This window comes from Wenzhouxiangella sp. YN9 (genome assembly GCF_056324165.1).
Genome location: NZ_JBJNIP010000115.1, coordinates 263,163 through 281,233 on the forward strand (window position 1 = coordinate 263,163; position 18,071 = coordinate 281,233).

Genomic DNA, 18,071 nt, shown 5'->3' on the forward strand with positions numbered 1-18,071 from the left:
ACTTGCCCGACCGTTCCCACCAGAAACCGATCGAGAAAGCCGATGAAACGACTGAGTTCGATTGCCTTCCTGCTCACCTTGCTCTTGTTGGTTGCCTGCGATCCGGGCCGGACGTCTGCTGGCGACCCAGATGCCGCAGCAGAACTCGACATCCGGGCGACCACGCACCGCGACGGCGACGATCTGCTGAGCGCGGGTCTTGGCCTTGACGGTCTGGCCGGCCCGCCACCGCAAGCCATTGATCCGCAAGCGCCGACGCCGGCGGAGCTGCGCCGCCTGGCGATCTACAAGTCCTGGACCGGCATCCAGAGCTTCACCCCGGCCGGCGGACTTGGCGGCTTGCTTGATGAACTACCGGCGGTCCCCGGCCGCGAATTTCAGGCGTTTCTCACGGTGGCCGAGGCAAGCCGACCGGTGCGCACGCTTATCCAGCTGCCTGACGATTTCGATACCACCTCGCCCTGCCTGGTGGTGGCGCCCGCCTCCGGTTCACGCGGCGTCTACGGCGCCATTGCCCTGGCCGGACCGCAGGCATTGCCGGCCGGCTGCGCCGTGGCTTATACCGACAAGGGCGCCGGCAGCGACATCTTCGACTATTCCACCGCCAGCGGCGTGGCCCTGGACGGGACGCGCGCTGCACGTGACGAGGCCGAACTGGGCTTCGACCCCGGCGCCATCCCCGCCGCCGACGACGACTCCGATCGGGCCGCCCCCGATCCAATGGCCGTGGCGCTGCCGCACGCGCACTCCGGCGACCACCCGGAGGCCGATTGGGGGCGCCACGTTCTCGCCGCGGCGGATTTTGGTCTGCGGGTGTTGTCCGACGAGCTCGAGGGCGACTATTCGGCCGACAACACGCGCGTGATTGCCGTCGGCTTGTCCAACGGCGGCGGCGCGGTACTGCGCGCGGCTGAACTCGATGAGGCTGGCCTGCTCGACGCCGTGGTGGCCATTTCGCCCAACGTCACCGCACCCGGCGCGAGGCCGCTTTACGACTACGGCACGGCTGCGGCGCTTTACCAGCCCTGCATGCTGGCTGACGCAGAAAAGCTTGACGCCATGCCGCTGGGCAATCCGATGCTGGCCGCCCTCGGTGAGCTGCGCTGCGCTTCGCTGGTTCGCGTCGGGCTGCTTGAGGCGCCCAGCGCCGAAGCTGCCCGCACGCGGCTGCAGGCCATGGGTTTTGAGCAGCCGGCGCTGGAGCAGGCAGCCGTCAATACGACCCTTGGCCTGTGGCGCTCGGTTGCCGCCAGCTACGCCTCGGCCTATCTGCGGCGCAGCACCTTCGACATGCCCTGCGGCTTTGCCTACAGCGCTGCAGAAGCCACGACTGCCCAGCGTCAGTCCTGGTGGGCAACCCATTCCGGAGTCGGCGCCGGCGAGGGCATCGTGCTGACCGACTCGCTGGGCGAAGGTGAAGGGCAGGACGTGCAGTTGCCCGCGTTGCGCTGCCTGCGGTCGCTATGGGACGGCAAGGGCAGGGAAACGCGCGGCCTGCGCGAGGCGGTCGAGGCGACCCGCGCTTCTGGTGCGCTGCCCGGTGATACGCCGGTGATGGTCATTCACGGCGCCGCCGATGGGCTGATTCCGGCCGCGTTCAGCTCGCGGCCCTGGGTCGAGCAGGCACGTGCTGCTGGCGGCAACGTGACTTATTGGGAAGTCAACGACGCGCAGCACTTCGATGTGCTGCTCGGCGCGCCGGGCGTGGCCGGGCGCTACGTGCCCCTGCTGCCCTACGGCTGGAAGGCCATGGATCGGCTGCAAGCGGTGCTCGACGGCGAAGGTACGATCGGTGAAGATCGCAACATCGATCCCGAACCCGCCCCCGCCGGTGAGCCGCTGGAATGGCCGGACCTGGGCCTGTAGACGGTCTCCCCGGTGTCTATTCGAGCACAGCGCGCCTGAGCATGGCGCGGCTGTAGAAAACCAGGAAGATGCCGATGGCGACGATCACGACCGAGAAGAACATGCCGCCGGTGCCCATGATTTCGGCTCCGTTCGAGAGCACGAAGTTCTGGAACGAGGTCGCCAACATGGCGATCAGCGAGATGATGAACAAATGGCAGGCCCAGCGCCGGCGAACGAGCATGGCCAGCGAGCCGATCAGCGCACCCCAGGTGGCGATGCCCCAGGTGATCACCGCCCAGGTCGGAATGGCATGAAAATACGCCAGCTGCTCTTCGCTGAAAGCGGACATGTAGGACTCCAGCGGCAGTTGCGTAGCCAGGAAGTCGAAGGCGCCAACCGCGCTCCAGAGTACGGCCAGGACCGCGATGATCCAGAAATGGAGCGGTGCCTTGATGGCGGTTGCCTCGGTCATCGGGACGGCCCTCTTGTGGTTGCCGACTGGCCGTATTCTGCGCCTGTTCCGGGCGCTCGGCAAATCACCGATTCCTCATTTCGCTGATCGATACTTCGGTATCCTTTGACAATGACAGGCAGGTTCGTGACATCGGTGTTCGCGTTTGTTCGGCGCTGGGCGGGCATTCTCCAGGCGGCGGGCAAGAACTGGCTCGACAGCCAGGCTTTCATTTATGCGGCGGCGCTGGCATTTTTCACCGTCTTCTCGATCGCGCCGGTCATCATCGTCGTCGTCGCGCTGGTCGGCGTGTTCCTGGGCGAGGATACCGCCCGCGCAGAACTGATGAGCCAGCTCGAGGCGGTGCTGGGGGAGCAGGCAATCGGGGTGGTGGAAACAGCCATCACCAACTCCCGCATCGAAGACAGCGGGCTGTGGCCGACGCTTGCCGGTATTGGCGCCACCGCAGTTGGCGCGACCACGGTGTTCGCCCAGATGCAGAAATCGCTCAACCAGATCTGGGACGTGGTGCCGCGGCCTTCGCGCAACAGCATCTGGCTGTTCGTCAAGGCGCGCATGCTGTCGCTGACCATCGTTCTGGCAATCGGTTTCGTGCTGCTGGTCTCGCTGCTGCTCAGCGTGGTGGTGCGCGCGATCATGGTGCATGCCGAGCAGTGGTTGCCGATGCCGGCCGAAGCCATGGTTGGCGTTGAGCTGCTGCTGTCGCTGACGGTGGTCACGATGCTTTTTGCGGCGATCTTTCGCATCTTGCCCGATGTGGTTCTGCGCTGGTCGGAGGTGCTGGCCGGGGCGTTCATCACGGCCTTGCTGTTTACCGTCGGCCGCTCGCTGATCGCGTGGTATCTGGCCAACACGGCAGCGGCCTCGGCTTACGGCGCGGCCGGCTCACTTGCGCTGCTGCTGCTGTGGGTCAACTACTCGTCGCTGATTCTGCTGTTCGGGGCTGCCATCTGCCGCGCCCATCTGGAAGCGCGCGATCGCAGCATCCGCCCGCGCAATACGGCAGTGCGGGTGCACCACGAGCTGCTGGAAGATACCGCGTCAAGAAAAGAGAGCTGACGCGCCGGGTTTCTCGGAAGCGGCAGCAGCTTATGCAAGCAAAGTGGTCTGCCATCTTGCCCTGAGTCGGCTTTCCAGCCATTCATCCACTGGCGGCGGGTGCATGTCGGCGCCTGTCAGCAGCTCTTCGAGCTTTTTGGCCAGGCTGTCGGCGCTTCCCGCCGGGTAACGAAAACGCGCCGGGTACTGCTCCGGGTAGCACAGGGCGTCCGGCACTATCGGAATGGCGCCCGCGCTGACGGCTTCGAGCATCGACAGGCCCTGAAACTCGTGGGCCGCGGTGGATACCACCACGCCGGCGCGAGCGACCACGGCCTGATATTCATCGCGGGGCAGAAAGCCATCGGCAACAATGTGATTCGGCAGGGCCTTGCGCAAGCGCTCGAGAGCGGCAACGGATTTGAGGCCGCGTGCGCCGAGCAAGGCAAGCCGGAAATCGATGCCGCGATCGGCCAGGGCAGTGATGGCCTGGGCGAAGACCTCCGGCTGCTTGTCGTACTCCCAGCGATGGTTCCAGAGAATCAGGCGGCGATCCTTCTTGATCGCTGGCTGAATCGGTTCGACACCGACCGGCAGAACCGCTGATTTTTCACGCAGTCGTTGCCCGATTCCAGCGGGAACATGATCGGGCATTCTGGCCAGCAGTTCGGATACGCCGGCGAGATAGCTGTCGCGGTTGAAGGCGGAGTTGAACCGCAGGCGGTCGGCGGCCAAGCCGGCGTAGATCTGCACCATGGCCGGCTCCACCGTCCTGATCTGGTGCTTGCTGACCGGGTAGGCAAACTGGTTTTCATGAAAATAGAGGAGGCTCGGCACTTCGGCAAGCTGCGGGTTGAGGCCCTTGAGCGTGGCCAGGTCGACCATCGAGGTGGCCAGCACGAGATCTGGTCGGGGGTATGCGGGCAAAGCGTCAATCCAGCTCAGGGGGTTGGAGCGAATGCGCCAGGCGAAGTGCCGACCGGGCAGCTCGTATACCTGCCAGTCGAATTCGTCGAGCTCGCGCCTCAGCCAGTCAACCCAGTGAGCATGGCTGTGGGAACGATAAGCCGACAGCAGAAGAATGCGCCGCATGCCGGGTTAATACCTCCCGTGGAGTGCCGCGTCGGAGTATAGCAATGCGCAGGGCGATCCCTGCGGCGGGCCGGGGTACATTAAAATGCCGCCATGAATGATCTGTTTGCATCCGGGGCCGACGATCAGACGCCTGCCGGACCGCTGGCCGACCAGCTGCGGCCGAGTGATTTTGACGAAGTGGTAGGGCAGGACCACCTGCTGGGGCAGGGCAGGCCGCTGCGGCGGATGGTCGAGTCCGGACGCGTTGCCTCCCTGGTGTTCTGGGGGCCGCCGGGCACCGGCAAGACCACCCTGGCGCGGCTGCTGGCGCAGGTCGGCGAACTCGAGTTCGTCCAGCTCTCGGCCATCTTCTCCGGCGTGGGCGATCTGAAGAAGATTTTCGAGGCCGCGCACCTGCGTCGCCGCGGCGGCGGTAAGGGTACGCTGCTGTTCGTCGACGAGATCCACCGCTTCAATCGGGCGCAGCAGGACAGCTTTCTGCCTTATGTCGAGGACGGCACGATCACGCTCGTTGGTGCGACGACCGAAAACCCTTCTTTCGAACTCAACGGGGCGCTGCTGTCGCGGATGCAGGTGCTGGTGCTCGAGCGGCTGGACCACACCGCCCTCGATGGCCTGCTCGACCGGGCTCAGGCGCGGCTCGAGCGCGCGCTGCCCGTCAACGAAGAGGCGCGCCGCCTGTTGCTGGCCATGGCCGACGGCGACGGGCGCTATCTGCTCAACCTGGTTGAGGTGATTTACCAGCTGGTCGGCGCCGGTGAGACGATTGACAGCGAGCGCCTGAAAGAGATCGTGCAGCAACGGGCGCCGGCCTACGACAAGGACCGTGAAGCCCATTACAACCTGATCTCTGCGCTGCATAAATCGCTGCGTGGCTCTGATGCCGATGCGGCCCTGTATTGGCTGGCACGCATGCTCGTTGGCGGTGAGGATCCGCTCTACATCGCGCGTCGGTTGATCCGTATCGCCTCCGAGGATGTCGGGCTGGCCGACCCACAGGCGCTCACCCAGGCCCTGGCAGCACGCGAGGCCTTCCAGGTGCTGGGCTCGCCCGAGGGCGAGCTGGCCATCGTTCAGGCGGCGCTCTATCTGGCCACCGCGCCAAAGTCCAACGCCGTCTACAAGGCGGCGGGCGCGGCCTGGCACTCGGCGAAGAAAACCGGCTCGTTGATGCCGCCGGCACATGTTCTCAACGCGCCGACCAGGATGATGAAGGAGCTCGGCTACGGGCAGGGCTATGTTTATGATCACGACACCGAGACCGGGTTTTCCGGGCAGGACCATTTCCCCGAGGAAATGCAGCGCCAGTCGTTCTATCAGCCGGTGGAGCGGGGGTTCGAGCGTGAGGTGCGCAAGCGGCTGGAATGGTGGGCGCGGCAGCGACGAGGTGAATGATGGAGCGTTTGCCCGACGAGTGGATCGAATGAAAAATTCAGGGTTATTTGCAAATCGCGCGATGCGCAGCGCTAAAAGACCCTTATAATGTGACTCACATCAATTTCTTGGGGTTTGAGCAATGCGCCGGGAAGACGATGACGATATCTACGAGGACCTCAGCAGCGACACGATCAAGCGGGCCGAGGAAATGTGCTCATCCCTGTCGGGCACCATCGGCCTCGAGCGCCGCGGCCAGACGACGTACTGCAAGGGTGCCATTTCCGATTTGGGTGCGGCTGGGCGCCGCTTCAGCAAGGTAACGGTCGCCGATTCCGGCAAGACCATCGATCAGCTGGTATTGATTTCCGAACAGCCCCTGCCTGCGTCCAGAAGGGCTCTGCTTGTGTTTCGGGCCGGGCCGGGGGCCGATATGAAATATCTCGGCCGCCATGCAGCCACCCGGCCGGGAACGCGCCAGGACGACGCTGGCCAGAATCGGCATATCACGAGCTATACCATTCTGCGCGACGTGCGCAAGCGCTGAGCCCGCCTTACCCGCCCGCGCGCAGAATGCGAATCGGGGAGCTGCGCAGCACCGAGCGGTTGCCCAGCCAGCCGCTGCCAACCACCAGCACGAACGACGCCAGAAAGCCCGTGGCCAGCAACAGCGCTGACGGGCGATAGGCGAATTCGAACAGCTCGCGGGCCAGCAGCCAGCCGGTCAGCGCCGCGCCGCCGGTGGCCAGCACCGCGGCAATCAGGGCCATGGCGCCGTATTCGATCAGCAGGCCGCGGCGGACCATGGCGTCGCCGGCACCCAGGGCGCGAATCAGGGCCGCTTCCCGGCGGCGCTCGTCGCGGGTGGCCTCGAGGGCGGCCAGCAGCACCACCAGGCCGGCCAGCAGGGTGAAGAAGAACACCACCTGGGCGGCCCGCGAGACCCGATCGATGATCTCACCGATGCGATCGAGCACGGCGCCGATATCAATGATCGACACGTTCGGCCAGCCCTCCTGCACGGCGCGCAGCGGCCCGGCGTTTTCGGGCAGACCGAAGCTGGCGATGAACTGGTGCGGCAGGATCTGGCCGGCGGCGGGCGGCAGCAGGATGAAGAAGTTGACGTTGAACGTCTCCCACTCGACCTCGCGCACGCTGGTCACCGTCGCCTCGACCCGGCGGCTGCCGGATTCGAAGGCCAGACGATCGCCCAGGCCGACGCCGGTGCGCTCGGACCAGCGCTTTGCCAACGAAATCTCGCCGGTTGAGCTCGGCGCGAAAAACTCGCCCTCGACCACGCGGTTGGCCGGCGGCAGGCGCTCGATCCAGGAGAGATTGACCTGGCCGGCCCAGCGATGGTCCGGCGGTGCTTCGCCGTTGACCTCGACCAGGCTGACCGTCGCCATCGGCCGTATCTGAAGGCCGCGCGCCCCGGCCTCGACCAGCGCTTCGCGCACCGCGTCCTTCTGATCGGGCTGGATGTTGACCACGAAGTGATCGGCGGTGTCGTCCGGCAGGCTGCCGCGCCACTGCTCGAGCAGCTCGCTGCGCACGATCATCAAAAGCAGAAGCGCCATCAGGCCCAGGCCTAAGGCGGTGATCTGGATGATGCCCTGGCCGCGGCGACGGTGCAGGCCGGCCAGGCCGAAGCGCCAGTCGGCCCGCGTGCGTCGGGACAGTTTCAGGCTCAGGCCCATCGCCAGCCAGGCCGCGAGCGCCAGCACGGCAGCGAGCCCGGCCGAGCCGCCGAGCATGATCATCGCCAGGCGCAGATCGCCAAGCTGCATCACCGGGATGGCCAGCGCGCCCAGGATCGGCAGCAGCCACAGCCCGCCAGCGAGGCCGGGGCGGGTATCGAGCGAGCGGTTGAGTATGCGCATCGGCGCGACCGTTCTGAGGGCGATAAGCGGCGGCAGCGCAAAACCGGCGGCCAGCAGCAGCGTGAAGCCGCCGCTGCCTGCCAACGGCAGCAGCCGCGCCGGCGGCAGCTGGCCCGCCGGGCCGTCGGCCAGAATCTGGCCGATGATCGCCTGGGCCCCGAAACCGAGCAGGCCGCCGATGACGATAGCGGCCAGCGCCAGCCACAGCAGCAGCAGGGTCAGGGCCAGCATGATCTGCCGGCTGTCGGCTCCGAAAGCCTTGAGCAGGGCGATCAGGTCCCGCTGCGAGCGCGAGAAGCGTAGCGCGGCCAGCAGCACCGCGGCGGCGGCAAGAATGACCGCGGTCAGCGCGGCCACGCCAAGAAAGCGGCGTGCCTGCTCGAGCGCGCGGCCGGTATCGGCTTCGGCCATTGCCACGGTTTCGATGCCCTGGCGGTCTTCGAGCCGCGGTTCGACCCAGCGCCGGAATTCGGTCACCGCCGGCTCGTTGCCGGCTACCAGCAAGCGCCAGCGCACGCGTGCGCCGGGGCCGAGCAGCTTGCTTTCGAGCAGGTCATCCATGTGGATGAGCAGGCGCGGGGCGAGCATGAAGCGGCTGCCGCCGCGATCGGGCTCCCAGGTCAGCACTCGCTCGACGGTCACCGGGCGTCGCCCGATATTGACGCTTACGCCAGTATCGGTCTCGAACAGCCGCAGGCCGCGGGCGGCCATCCAGCCGCTGCCCGGCCGCGGTGCGGCGGCCAGCGCCTGTTCGGCGCCGCCGAGGCGGTCGGCAAGCTTGAGCTGGCCGCGCAGCGGGTAGTCGTCGGTTACCGCCTTGAGATCGATCAGATGGCTTTCCTCGCCGACGAACAGCACGGTGCTCAACAGCGCCATCTCGGCGGTTTTCAGGCCCAGTTCACCGGCCTTGTCCAGGTATTCGCTCGGCAGCCGCTCCCGCCCGGTCACCACTAGATCGGCGGCCAGCACCTCGCCGGCCTGGCGCTCGAGCGCGCGGCCGACCCGATCAGTAAACAGACTCACCGCCGCCAGCGCCGCCGTGGCTACCACCAGGCCGGCAAACAGCATGACCAGTGCGCCGGAGCGCGCCTGGCGGGTGAGGAGCTTGAGTGAGAGGGTGGTGGGGTTCATGCTGTGAAGGCTTCGATCCGAAAAATCCTTGACACGCAAAGACGCAAAGCAGCAAAGAACGCAAAGAAGGAGAAAATGAAAGTTACCTGAGCCCGTTGCCTCAGGGCTCGGGATGACGGAGCTTCGCGAGCAGTCATGTCTTTTTCCTCCGCGTTCTTCGCTGCTTTGCGTCTTTGCGTTTCAAAGGTTTTGCAGCGCTGCATCAATCTCGCTCGCCAGATCATGTGCCCGCGATCGCCTCAGACGGCTTCTGTTCGGATCCGATGAGCCGACCATCCTCGATTTCTTCCACGCGACCGCAGCGCCGGGCCAGCCGCGTGTCGTGGGTGACGAGCACCAGTGCGGTGCCGTGGCGTTCGTTGAGCTCGAACAGCAGGTCGGCGACGGTTTCGCCGGTGCGCTGATCGAGGTTGCCGGTGGGTTCGTCGGCGAACAGGATGTCGGGCTCGCCGGCGAAGGCGCGGGCGATGGCGACGCGCTGCTGCTCGCCGCCTGAGAGTTGGCGCGGGTAGTGTTCCAGACGGTGGCTCAAGCCGACCTGGTCGAGCGCGTCGAGCGCGCGCCGGCGCGGCCGGTCGAAGCCGGCGATCTCGAGCGCCAGCATCACGTTCTCCAGCGCGGTCAGGCTCGGCAGCAAATGGAAGCTCTGGAACACGAACCCGACGTGGCGCTTGCGCAGCCGGGCGCGCGCGTTTTCATCCAGCGCGGTGAGTTCGGAACCGATCAGGCGGATCGTGCCGCTGCTCGGGCGATCCAGACCGGCGAGCAGCCCCAGCAGGGTGGTCTTGCCCGAGCCCGAAGCGCCGACGATGGCCAGCGTTTCGCCCGCGTTCAGGTCCAGGCTGATATCTTCGAGAATCTCGAGGCGCCCGCCGGGCGCGTCGACGGCAAAGCCCAGCTGTCGGGCCGAGAGAATGTGTTTACCGGGAGAAGCCATGATTGTCTGTCTCGCTCGAATCCTGATTCCGGCCATGCTGGCCGTGAGCCTGCTGGCGGCTGTGCCCGCGCAGGCGGAAAAATTGATGATCGTCGGCGACAGTCTCTCCGACGCCTATTCCATCCCGCGTGAATCGGGCTGGGTTCATCTGCTGTCCGAGCGCCTTGCCGACGAGCACGAAGTGATCAACGCTAGCATCTCCGGAGAGACGACCGCCGGTGCGGTGACGCGCATCGACGGATTGCTCGAGCGCCACGCTCCCGACGTCGTGCTGATCATCCTCGGCGGCAACGACGGCCTGCGCGGCCTGTCCCCGACCCAGACCGAAGACAATCTGGCGACCCTGATCGACAAAGGCAAGTCGGCCGGCGCCGAGGTGGCGCTGATGCAGATCCGCCTGCCGCCCAACCTCGGCCCCACCTACATCGAACGTTTCGAGGCCATTTATCCGCGCCTGGCCGGAGAATACGACATCGCGCTGCTGCCGTTCTTTCTCGACGACATCTTCAACCGGCCCGGCATGCTGATGGACGACGGTATCCATCCCACCGCCGATGCCCAGCCGCAAATCCTCGAGACGCTCTGGCCGAAGCTGCAAGCGCTACTCGATTGATCCGGCAGCAAGCTGCACTGCGGCCGGGTTAAATAAGTGATGCGGTCAGCCGCGCAAAATCGCGAAAGTCGTCCAGCCGATGCGTGCAGATCGAGTGGACAATGGCCCAGTCGACGTCTCGGTAGCTGTGGATCGCGATATTGCGAAAGCCAACGGCGGCGCGCAGACGATCGGCAAGCGCCTCACCGATCAGTTCGGCCTCATGCATCAACCTGAAGGTCTCGCCCATGGTCGTGGGTGCCGGTTCTTCGGTGGTGTTATTAACCCGGCATCAAAGTAGGTTGCACTCAGGGCTCCAAGAATGGCCCGAATCAAGGCGTCGCTCGCTGTGAAGGGTCATTCCCTTTCCAGGAGCGATCACGCCAAGTCGGGGCATCCTTGGGACCCTGACATATTGATATTGAACGACAGGCTGCGCTCTGCATCCCGAAAGACGGCGTTATCGAAACTTGCTCCAGGCCCACTACAGCGGCGTTTCGCTGCCTTGCTGTCGGGATGTACAGCGCGGCTGAATGCAACCTGTTTTGATGTCGGGTTAATAGCAGCGGGCCCAGGAGCGGGATTCGGCTGACAGTTCGTGCGGCAAGGCGGTATCCTTGAGCGTCTGGCCTTGAATTCGAGCATTCTGAATGTCCGAACGCGAAATCATGGAATACGACGTCGTGATCGTTGGTGCCGGCCCGGCCGGGCTGGCTTGTGCGATCCGGCTCAAGCAGCTCAACGCTGACCTCAACGTCTGCGTGATCGAAAAGGCCGCCGAGATCGGCGGGCACATCCTCTCCGGCGCGGTCATCGAGCCCGAGCCGCTGGATGCCTTGATCGACGGCTGGCGCGACGATCCGCCGCCGATCTGCGTGCCGGCGAAAAAGGATCAGTTCCTCTACCTGACCAAGACCGGCAAACACCGGCTGCTCACGCCCCCGCAGCAGAAGAATCACGGCAACTTCATCGTCTCGCTGGGAGCCATGTGCGCCTGGCTGGCGCCGAAGGCCGAGGCGCTGGGCGTGGATTTGTTCCCCGGCTTTGCCGCTGCCGACCTGGCATACAACGACAACGACGAAGTCCAGGGCGTGATCATCGGTGACATGGGCGTCGACCGGGAAGGCAACCCCAAGGACAGCTACGTTCAAGGCATTGAAATACACGCGCCGGTGACCGTGCTCGGCGAGGGTTGTCGCGGTCACCTGACCAAGCGCGCGATCCGTAAATACGGGCTCGACGCCGATTCGGACCCGCAGACCTACGGCATCGGTCTGAAGGAATTGTGGCAGCTGCCCGAGGGCCGCAGCCAGCCGGGCCTGATTCAGCACACCGTTGGCTGGCCGCTGCCCGGCGAGATCTATGGCGGCAGCTTTGTCTATCACCTCGACAAGGATCGCGTCGCCATCGGACTGGTTGCCGGCCTGGACTATCAGGATCCGATGTTCAGGCCGTTCGAGGCATTCCAGCAGTTCAAGCACCACCCGATGATGCATGAGCTGCTCGAAGGCGGGGAGATCCTTTCGGCCGGCACGCGCGCGCTGGCCGAAGGCGGCTACCAGTCGCTGCCGAAGGTCGAGATGCCCGGTGCCATCCTGATCGGCGATACCGCCGGCGTGCTCAACGTGCCCAAGATCAAGGGCACCCACCAGGCGATGAAGTCGGGCATGCTTGCGGCCGAACACCTGGCCGAGAAATTGAGCAGCGAAGGTTTCGATGCCCGCCTGCGAGGCTCCGATGTCATGGCGGAGCTGAAGAAGGTCCGCAACATCCGCCCGGGCTTCAACAAGGGCCTGTGGCGGGGCATGGCCACTGCGGTCATCGAGACGGTCACCGCCGGCAAGCTGCCGCGCACACTGCGCAATCACGCCGATCATGAGCAGTTCCGCAAGCTCGACGAGCCGGGCTTCGACTACGACTACGTCGAGCGCGACCTGCCGCCGCGCGATCGCCTGGCGTCGGTGTTCTACGCCGATATCGCGCACGACGAGGATCAGCCAGTGCACCTGAAGGTTGCCGACCCCACCGTGTGCGTGACCCGATGCGCCGAGGAATACGGCAACCCCTGCACGCGCTATTGCCCGGCCGGCGTCTACGAAATTGTCGAGGACGAGGCCGGCGAAAAGCATCTGCAGATCAACGCTGCCAACTGCGTGCACTGCAAGACCTGCGATATTGCCGATCCCTATCAGGCCATCACCTGGGTCACGCCCGAGGGTGGCTCGGGGCCCAACTACAGCAATCTCTAAACCAGGAGCGTTTCCGGTGCACGGTGAATACAAGGTTCCCGGCGGCAAGCTGGTTGCTGCCGATGTCGAAGTGGTCGACGGCCGGCTCTCCGGCGTCAACATCTCCGGCGACTTCTTTCTCGAGCCCGATTCGGCGCTGGATCAGATCAATGCCGCGCTCGAGGGCATGCCCTCGAGCGCGCGCGTGCCGGCGCTGGCCCAGGCCATCGAGCACGCGCTGGATGATTCTGTCGAGATGGTCGGGTTTTCGCCACACGCGGTTGCCATTGCCGTGCGCCGGGCGCTCGGCAAGGCCAGCGGCTGGGGTGACCACGTCTTCGAAGTCATCGAGGCTGAAACCATGGCGCCGGTGATGCACGTTGCGCTCGATCAGGTGATTGCCGAAGAGGTCGGTGCGGGCCGGCGCGCGCCCACCCTGCGCTTCTGGGACTGGGACGATTCGGTGGTCGTCATCGGCGCGTTTCAGTCGCTGGCCAACGAAATCGACCCCGATGGAGCAAAGCGCCACGGCATCGAAGCCGTGCGCCGGATTTCGGGCGGCGGGGCGATGTTCATGGAGCCGGGCAACTGCATCACCTATTCGCTGGTCGTGCCCACCTCGCTGGTCGAGGGGCTGTCGATCGAGCAGTCCTACGCCTTTCTCGACGACTGGGTGCTTGGCGCCCTCGCTTCGGTGGGTATCAAGGCCCATTACGTGCCGATCAACGACATCGCCTCGGAAGCCGGCAAGATCGGTGGTGCGGCGCAGAAGCGCTTCGGCACTGGCGCGGTGCTGCATCACGCCACCCTGGCCTACGACATCGACGCCGAGCGCATGGTCGAGGTTCTGCGTATCGGCCGCGAGAAGCTCTCCGACAAGGGCACGCGCAGCGCCAACAAGCGCGTCGACCCGATGCGCGCGCAGACCGGCATGGCCCGCGAGGACATCATGCGCGCCTTCCTCGCGCACTTTGCCGAGCGCTACGACACCCGGCCCGGCCGCTACCGGCCCGAAGAACTCGAGCGCGCCGAAGCCCTGGTCAAGGACCGCTTTCTGACCCGCGACTGGACCCATCGCGTACCCTGATTCCGGCGGTTACAGCCATGCGCGCATGTCGCGGAAGCGCTCCCCGGAGGCGGGCCGGACAGCCGCATCAGCCGCATCGGGCAGGGCGGACTTGCGCGGCGCCGGTGCAGCCCCTGTCTTTCGGCAAGGATCGGATCCCGGGTGTTTTCGTCATCGTCGGCGCGGACGGCGTATGATGACGCCATGGCGCGCACCATTTTCTACTGGGTCTCTGCGCTGGCCGTACTGGTCACGGTTGCACTCGCTCTGGTCTGGCCCGCGGCCTGGTGGGCACTGGCGGTTGTCCTGCTGCTCGTCGCCGTGGGCATTTACGATATCTTTTCGCGCCATAACGTCCTGACCAACTACCCGGTCATCGGGCACTTGCGCTACATGCTCGAGTTCATCCGGCCGGAGCTGCGCCAGTACTTCTTCGAGTCCGAAACCTCCGGGCGGCCCTTCAACCGCCTGCAGCGTGACGTGGTCAATCAGCGCGCCGACGGCGTCGAGAGCATCATGCCGTTTGGCACCATTCGCGACATCCAGGCCAGCGGCTACGATTTTGCCGAGCATTCGCTGGCCGTGCGCCAGGTCGATGCCGTCTGCAGCCGCGTCGTCTTCGGCGGCAGTGATTGCCGCCAGCCCTATGATGCCTCGCGGCTCAATATTTCGGCGATGAGCTTCGGCTCGCTTTCGGCCAACGCCGTGCTGGCGATGAATCGTGGCGCCAGCCTCGGCGGCTTTGCCCACAACACCGGCGAAGGCGGCTTGAGCCCCTACCACCTGGAGTACGGCGCCGATGTGGTCTGGGAAATCGGTACCGCCTATTTCGGCTGCCGCACGAAAGACGGCCGCTTCGACGCCGGGAAGTTTGCTGAAAAGGCGGCCGACGAGCACGTGAAGATGATCGAGCTCAAGCTCTCGCAGGGTGCCAAGCCCTCCCACGGCGGGCTGCTGCCGGCGGCCAAGATCAACGCGGAAATCGCCCGCGTTCGCGATATCCCGATGGGCGAGGACTGCCTCTCGCCGCCGACCCATCCGGAGTTCGACAGTCCCGTCGGCCTGCTGGAATTCATCGCCCGCTTGCGTGATCTGACCGACGGCAAGCCGGTGGGCTTCAAGCTCTGCCTGGGAAGGCCGGCGGAGTTTCTCGGCATCTGCAAGGCCATGATCGCCACCGGCATCCGCCCGGATTTCATCACCGTCGACGGTGCCGAAGGCGGCACCGGCGCCGCGCCCGTCGAGTTTGCCGGCCGCCTGGGTATCTATATCAACGAAGCGCTGCCCTACGTGCACAACGCGCTCACCGGCGCCGGCCTGCGCGATGACATGCGCCTGGTGGCCAGCGGCAAGATCGCCACCGGCTTCGAGATGGTGCTCAAGCACGCCCTCGGCGCCGAGGCCTGCAACGCCGCGCGGCCGTTCATGTTCGCCGTCGGCTGCATCCAGGCGCGGCGCTGCCACACCAACAAATGCCCCACCGGCGTAACCACCCAGGACCCGCGCCGCGCGCGCGCCATCGACGTCGAATCCAAGGGCCTGCGGGTAAAGAATTTTCACGCAGCCACCGTGCAGTCCTTTCTCGATATCACCGGGGCCATGGGCTGCGCCGGCCCCGACGAGCTCGGGCCGGAATTCATTCATCAGCGCGGCCCGTCGGGACGGGTGCGAAGCCACGCCGAGATGTATGTGCGCCTCGAGCCCGAGCAGCTGCTCGGCGACGACATTCCCGACTATTACGCAGACGACTGGCGCCGGGCATCGGCCGATCACTTCTGAACCCGTGTCGGACCTGAGCCGGGGAGCCGTCCTTCGATCCGCGGCAGAAGAGTGCGGATTCTACGGACCGGCTCTGTGAGCCCAGCGGTATCATTGCAATCAATCCTGTTTCTGATCGCCCTGCGGAGTCCTGCATGTTCAATTCATTCGGTCGCATCCTGACCCTGACGACTTTCGGCGAGAGCCACGGCCCGGCGATCGGCTGCGTGGTCGATGGCTTTCCGCCCGGCATGGAGATTGCCGCCGACGAGATTCGCGTCGAGCTGATGCGCCGGGCGACCGGGCAGAGCCGCTGGACCTCGCAGCGCCGGGAGCAGGAGGACGTGCAGATCCTCTCGGGCGTGTTCGAGGGCCGCACGACCGGCGCGCCGATTGCGCTTGTGGTCTACAACACCGACGCGCGCTCGAAGGATTACTCGAAGATTGCCGATCAGTTCCGGCCCGGGCACGCTGACTACACCTGGCACCACAAGTACGGTATCCGCGACTATCGTGGCGGTGGCCGGTCGTCGGCGCGCGAGACGGCGATGCGGGTGGCCGCCGGAGCGCTGGCGAAAAAGTGGTTGCGCGAGCGTCTCGGCGTCGAGATCACCGGCTGGCTGTCGCGGATCGGCGAGGAGGTTTGCGACGAGCAATTCGATCCCGCGGTGATCGACACCAACCCGTTTTTCTGTCCCGATGCATCAAGAGTCGCGGCGCTCGAGGACTACATGAAAAAGCTCTGGAAGTCGGGTGACTCCGCTGGCGCTCTGGTGAAGGCCCGCGCCACCGGCGTGCCCGTCGGTCTGGGTTCGCCGGTCTACGCCAAGCTCGACGCGGATCTGGCCGCGGCGATGATGAGCATCAATGCCGCCAAGGGCGTGGAGATCGGCGCCGGCTTCGATTCGGTTTCGCAAAAGGGTACCGAGCACCGCGACGAGATCACGGCCGAAGGTTTCGAGTCCAACCACGCCGGGGGGGTTCTGGGCGGAATTTCGACGGGTCAGGCGGTCGAGTGCGCGGTGGCCTTCAAGCCGACTTCGTCTTTGCGCCTGCCCGGAAAAACGGTGAATCGCCAGGGCGAGCCGGTTGAAATCGTCACCACCGGTCGCCATGACCCTTGTGTCGGGATTCGCGCGGCGCCCATCGTCGAGGCGATGCTGGCGCTGGTGATCATGGATCATGTCCTGCTCGATCGCGCCCAGTGCGGCGACGTGGACGAGCAGACGCCGCGCATTCCTGGCGGAGAATCATAGTGGGAAGTGTTCAGTGTGAAGTGTGAAGAAAACCAGTCCCGAGTGGTCCGCACTTCACACTTCACACTTGAGCATTTCACACTTCACACTTAAAAGATTTCACACTTCACACTTAAAGAAGCGACATCATGAGCGAAGCGAAGCAAGGTTATCGAGTGGCCCTGGCCGGTGCGACCGGGGCGGTGGGGCAGGTCATGCTGGAGCTGCTGGCCGAGCGCGAGTTTCCGATCAGCGAACTGGCGGTGCTGGCTTCCAGCCGGTCGGCCGGCACGCAGGTTGATTTCAAGGGCAGGTCGGTCACCGTCCAGGATCTGGCCGAGTTCGACTTCAGCGGCTGGGATTTCGCGCTGTTTTCTGCCGGCGGCAGCGTGTCGGCCGAGCATGCACCGCGCGCGGTGGCCGCCGGCTGCACGGTCATCGACAACACCTCGCATTACCGGCTCGACCCGGACGTGCCGCTCATCGTGCCCGAGGTGAATGGCGACGTCCTGGATGATTTCGGCACCGATGGCGGCATCATCGCCAACCCCAACTGCTCGACCATCCAGATGCTGCTGGCCATCGCACCGATTCATCGCGCCGCCGGCGTGGCGCGCGTCAACGTGGCCACCTACCAGTCGGTTTCCGGTGGTGGCGCAAAAGCCATGGAAGAGCTGGCCCAGCAGAGCAAGGACCGTTTCAACTTCACCGAGCCCACGGTCGAGGCCCTGAACGCGCCGATCGCCTTCAACGTCATCCCGATGATCGACAAGCTGCAGGACAACGGCTACACCGGCGAGGAGATGAAGATGCACAACGAAACGCGGCGCATCTTCGATACCGATCAGATCTCAGTCAACGCCACGGCCGTGCGCGTGCCGGTGTTCTTCGGCCACGGCGAGGCAGTGCATCTGGAAACGGTCGAGCCGCTGTCGCTCGAGGATGCACGCGATCTGCTGCGCAACGCGCCCGGTTTGAAGGTGATCGACGAGCCCGAGATTCCCACGCCGCTGACACACGCCAGCGGCCGCGACGAAACCTTCGTCAGCCGCATCCGGCGCGACCTCAGTCATCCCCGGGGGCTCGACTTCTGGGTGGTGTCCGACAACGTCCGCAAGGGCGCGGCGCTGAATGCAATCCAGATCGCCGAATATCTGATCAATCGCCGATGAGCTACTGCGTGACGGCGTGACGGCGTCCGGCGGTGCTCGGATTCCTCGTGTACTTCTACGTACACTCCGGATCCTGTGCTCCGGCGGCCACCGTCACGCAGCCGCTCGCTACGCTTCTCGGCGTTTGATTTCAATCAGCGAACTCATGAAAGAGCGCCGCCGCGCCGCGACGCTTTCGCATCGTGTGAAGACGTTGGTATACTTGCTTGAATTGGAATACATTTGTCAAGCATTCAGAGGGAAAC

Annotated in this window: 14 protein-coding genes and 1 pseudogene; 10 read left to right on the forward strand and 5 right to left on the reverse strand. The window is 65.2% G+C overall.

Features of this window, described 5'->3' with window-relative positions:
• Window positions 1-42: 42 nt before the first annotated feature.
• Window positions 43-1,866, forward strand: coding sequence for a 3-hydroxybutyrate oligomer hydrolase family protein (locus tag ACEWQ0_RS13245; protein WP_476485560.1), 1,824 nt, complete (start codon window positions 43-45; stop codon window positions 1,864-1,866).
• 16 nt (window positions 1,867-1,882) lie between these two features.
• Here the strand turns inward: ACEWQ0_RS13245 and ACEWQ0_RS13250 are convergent, their stop codons facing one another.
• A complete protein-coding gene (locus ACEWQ0_RS13250; protein WP_476485561.1) occupies window positions 1,883-2,320 on the reverse strand; it encodes a hypothetical protein in 438 nt (145 codons plus the stop codon).
• Window positions 2,321-2,431: 111 nt separating this feature from the next.
• Between ACEWQ0_RS13250 and ACEWQ0_RS13255 the strand changes: the two genes are divergently transcribed.
• Complete coding sequence (locus ACEWQ0_RS13255) at window positions 2,432-3,379, forward strand: YihY/virulence factor BrkB family protein (protein WP_476485562.1); 948 nt, start codon at window positions 2,432-2,434, stop codon at window positions 3,377-3,379.
• Window positions 3,380-3,409: 30 nt separating this feature from the next.
• On the opposite strand, the gene ACEWQ0_RS13260 is transcribed toward ACEWQ0_RS13255, so the two are convergent.
• On the reverse strand, window positions 3,410-4,450 hold the full coding sequence (locus ACEWQ0_RS13260) for a tRNA-queuosine alpha-mannosyltransferase domain-containing protein (RefSeq protein WP_476485563.1): 1,041 nt from the start codon (window positions 4,448-4,450) through the stop codon (window positions 3,410-3,412).
• A 93-nt stretch (window positions 4,451-4,543) separates the two neighbouring features.
• On the opposite strand from ACEWQ0_RS13260, the gene ACEWQ0_RS13265 reads away from it, so the two are divergent.
• Together ACEWQ0_RS13265 and ACEWQ0_RS13270 are read left to right on the forward strand one after the other, a co-directional pair.
• Window positions 4,544-5,848: a replication-associated recombination protein A gene (locus ACEWQ0_RS13265; RefSeq protein WP_476485564.1), complete on the forward strand. Its 1,305-nt coding sequence runs from the start codon at window positions 4,544-4,546 to the stop codon at window positions 5,846-5,848.
• Between the two features lie 121 nt (window positions 5,849-5,969).
• Window positions 5,970-6,374, forward strand: coding sequence for a hypothetical protein (locus tag ACEWQ0_RS13270; protein ID WP_476485565.1), 405 nt, complete (start codon window positions 5,970-5,972; stop codon window positions 6,372-6,374).
• A 7-nt stretch (window positions 6,375-6,381) separates the two neighbouring features.
• Here ACEWQ0_RS13270 and ACEWQ0_RS13275 read toward each other — a convergent pair whose 3' ends face one another.
• On the reverse strand, window positions 6,382-8,838 hold the full coding sequence (locus tag ACEWQ0_RS13275) for an ABC transporter permease (protein WP_476485566.1): 2,457 nt from the start codon (window positions 8,836-8,838) through the stop codon (window positions 6,382-6,384).
• A gap of 220 nt (window positions 8,839-9,058) precedes the next feature.
• A complete protein-coding gene (locus tag ACEWQ0_RS13280) occupies window positions 9,059-9,775 on the reverse strand; it encodes an ABC transporter ATP-binding protein (protein WP_476485567.1) in 717 nt (238 codons plus the stop codon).
• Here ACEWQ0_RS13280 and ACEWQ0_RS13285 point away from each other — a divergent pair.
• On the forward strand, window positions 9,774-10,388 hold the full coding sequence (locus ACEWQ0_RS13285) for an arylesterase (protein ID WP_476482373.1): 615 nt from the start codon (window positions 9,774-9,776) through the stop codon (window positions 10,386-10,388). The two genes, ACEWQ0_RS13280 and ACEWQ0_RS13285, sit on opposite strands and share 2 nt — an antisense overlap.
• A 28-nt stretch (window positions 10,389-10,416) precedes the next feature.
• Here ACEWQ0_RS13285 and hepT read toward each other — a convergent pair.
• Window positions 10,417-10,629, reverse strand: a pseudogene (gene hepT, locus ACEWQ0_RS13290) (type VII toxin-antitoxin system HepT family RNase toxin); the annotation flags it as partial.
• A 388-nt stretch (window positions 10,630-11,017) separates the two neighbouring features.
• On the opposite strand from hepT, the gene ACEWQ0_RS13295 reads away from it, so the two are divergent.
• The 5 genes from ACEWQ0_RS13295 (at window position 11,018) to ACEWQ0_RS13315 (ending at window position 17,826) form a co-directional block, all read left to right on the forward strand.
• Window positions 11,018-12,616 carry an electron transfer flavoprotein-ubiquinone oxidoreductase gene (locus ACEWQ0_RS13295; protein WP_476482370.1) on the forward strand — a complete coding sequence of 533 codons (1,599 nt, stop codon included), beginning with the start codon at window positions 11,018-11,020 and terminating at the stop codon, window positions 12,614-12,616.
• A gap of 16 nt (window positions 12,617-12,632) precedes the next feature.
• Window positions 12,633-13,682, forward strand: a complete 1,050-nt coding sequence (locus ACEWQ0_RS13300) for a lipoate--protein ligase family protein (RefSeq protein WP_476482369.1) — start codon at window positions 12,633-12,635, stop codon at window positions 13,680-13,682.
• Between the two features lie 183 nt (window positions 13,683-13,865).
• Window positions 13,866-15,440, forward strand: coding sequence for an FMN-binding glutamate synthase family protein (locus ACEWQ0_RS13305; RefSeq protein WP_476485568.1), 1,575 nt, complete (start codon window positions 13,866-13,868; stop codon window positions 15,438-15,440).
• Window positions 15,441-15,574: 134 nt separating this feature from the next.
• Entirely contained in the window at window positions 15,575-16,675 is a 1,101-nt protein-coding gene (gene aroC, locus ACEWQ0_RS13310) for a chorismate synthase (RefSeq protein WP_476485569.1), read from the forward strand.
• 128 nt (window positions 16,676-16,803) lie between these two features.
• Complete coding sequence (locus tag ACEWQ0_RS13315) at window positions 16,804-17,826, forward strand: aspartate-semialdehyde dehydrogenase (RefSeq protein ID WP_476485570.1); 1,023 nt, start codon at window positions 16,804-16,806, stop codon at window positions 17,824-17,826.
• Window positions 17,827-18,071 lie beyond the last annotated feature (245 nt).

Bases quoted from the DNA above. Each gene is read 5' to 3' on its own strand.
- ACEWQ0_RS13305 (WP_476485568.1), top strand. From the start codon at position 13,866: ATGGCGCGCACCATTTTCTACTGGGTCTCTGCGCTGGCCGTACTGGTC.
- ACEWQ0_RS13285 (WP_476482373.1), top strand. From the start codon at position 9,774: ATGATTGTCTGTCTCGCTCGAATCCTGATTCCGGCCATGCTGGCCGTG.
- ACEWQ0_RS13265 (WP_476485564.1), top strand. From the start codon at position 4,544: ATGAATGATCTGTTTGCATCCGGGGCCGACGATCAGACGCCTGCCGGA.
- aroC (WP_476485569.1), top strand. From the start codon at position 15,575: ATGTTCAATTCATTCGGTCGCATCCTGACCCTGACGACTTTCGGCGAG.
- ACEWQ0_RS13275 (WP_476485566.1), bottom strand. From the start codon at position 8,838: ATGAACCCCACCACCCTCTCACTCAAGCTCCTCACCCGCCAGGCGCGC.
- ACEWQ0_RS13270 (WP_476485565.1), top strand. From the start codon at position 5,970: ATGCGCCGGGAAGACGATGACGATATCTACGAGGACCTCAGCAGCGAC.
- ACEWQ0_RS13245 (WP_476485560.1), top strand. From the start codon at position 43: ATGAAACGACTGAGTTCGATTGCCTTCCTGCTCACCTTGCTCTTGTTG.
- ACEWQ0_RS13250 (WP_476485561.1), bottom strand. From the start codon at position 2,320: ATGACCGAGGCAACCGCCATCAAGGCACCGCTCCATTTCTGGATCATC.
- ACEWQ0_RS13280 (WP_476485567.1), bottom strand. From the start codon at position 9,775: ATGGCTTCTCCCGGTAAACACATTCTCTCGGCCCGACAGCTGGGCTTT.
- ACEWQ0_RS13315 (WP_476485570.1), top strand. From the start codon at position 16,804: ATGAGCGAAGCGAAGCAAGGTTATCGAGTGGCCCTGGCCGGTGCGACC.
- ACEWQ0_RS13295 (WP_476482370.1), top strand. From the start codon at position 11,018: ATGTCCGAACGCGAAATCATGGAATACGACGTCGTGATCGTTGGTGCC.
- ACEWQ0_RS13260 (WP_476485563.1), bottom strand. From the start codon at position 4,450: ATGCGGCGCATTCTTCTGCTGTCGGCTTATCGTTCCCACAGCCATGCT.
- ACEWQ0_RS13255 (WP_476485562.1), top strand. From the start codon at position 2,432: ATGACAGGCAGGTTCGTGACATCGGTGTTCGCGTTTGTTCGGCGCTGG.